The sequence below is a fragment of the Aeromonas molluscorum 848 genome, from assembly GCF_000388115.1.
GTDB lineage: Bacteria > Pseudomonadota > Gammaproteobacteria > Enterobacterales > Aeromonadaceae > Aeromonas > Aeromonas molluscorum.
The window spans coordinates 1-1,429 of the sequence record NZ_AQGQ01000292.1 but is presented as its reverse complement, the minus strand read 5'-3'; the positions used below and the strand labels follow the sequence as shown (position 1 = coordinate 1,429).

Below are 1,429 nucleotides of genomic sequence, written 5' to 3'. Positions count from 1 at the left end.
GCGATCCACCCACCACTCGGCGCAGGCCGATGAGACCGATGAGGTTGGGCACCGCCATCAGGCCATTGACGATGTCGGCCAGCAGCCAGATCATGTCGAGATGGAGGAACTGACCCCCCCCGCCACCCAACCCCAGATAGATGAGGCGATAGGGCTTGATAGCCCGAGTCCCGAACAGATACTGAGTGCAACGCTCACCGTAGTAGTTCCAACCCAGGATGGTGGTGAAGGCGAAAAACAGCAGCCCTATGCTCACCAGATATTGGCCTATGTGCGTATCCAGCCCCTGGGCGAAGGCGGCACTGGTCATGGCGGCGCCGCTGAGATCGCCGCTCCAGACGCCGGTGACCACCAGCGTCAGGCCCGTCATGGTGCAGATGATGATGGTATCGAAGAAAGTGCCCGTCATGGAGACCAACCCCTGCTCCACGCAGGAGTTGGTCTTGGCTGCCGCCGCCGCGATGGGGGCTGAACCTAGACCCGATTCGTTGGAAAACACCCCCCGCGCCACTCCGGACTGGATAGCCAGCATGATGCTTGCACCGACGAAGCCACCGGTCGCGGCATGGCCGCTGAAGGCGCTGCTGATCACCAAGGCGACCGCCTCCGACAAGGCACCGACATTGTTTACCAGCACCCCGAAACAGGCGGCGATATAGAAGAGCGCCATGAAGGGCACCACCTTGCTGGCGACGCTTGAGATGGACTTGATCCCGCCCAGAGTCACCAGAGCGACCAGCAGGGTCAGCACCAGGGCAGTCCACTCACGGGGCACCGAGAAGGAGATCGTCATGGCGTCGGAGATGGCATTGACCTGCGGGAAGGTGCCTATGCCAAAGAAGGCGACACCGATACCAAACAGGGCGAACAGCTTGGCCAGCCACCGGCTGCCGAGTCCCTTCTCCAGATAGTACATGGGGCCGCCCGCCATCTGGCCGTTGCTGTCCAGCTGTCGATATTTGACCGCCAGCAGGCACTCGGCACATTTGGTGGCCATGCCAAACAGGGACCGCCATCCACATCCAGAACAGGGCGCCCGGGCGCCTAGCTTGATGGCGTAGCGACTCCGACTATGTTGCCTGTGCCTATGGTGGCCGAGAGCGCGGTACAGAGCGCGGCAAACTGAGACATCCCCCTGCTTGCCTTGGCCCTGATCACGACCAAACACCAGCTTGAGGGCCAGGGGCAGCCGTACCAGCTGCAGCAGGCCGAGGCGAAGAGTGAGATAAACACCGGTCCCCGACCAGCAGGATCAGCAGGGGTGGCCCCCAGACAAGATTATCGATGGCCGTCAGGGCCGATTGAATTGATGACATGCATCCTCCTTAAAAAACATAAATTAAGGAGGAGAAGGATGATCTTCCCAAATAGTCACGATCGCCAGAGGCGATCGGATGCAGGCTAAGCCCAGGTACAACCATCCCATCCC

General features: G+C 60.7%; 1 pseudogene. It reads right to left on the bottom strand.

Features of this window, described 5'->3' with window-relative positions:
* Window positions 1-1,316, bottom strand: a pseudogene (locus G113_RS20045) (alanine/glycine:cation symporter family protein); the annotation flags it as partial.
* Window positions 1,317-1,429: the final 113 nt, after the last annotated feature.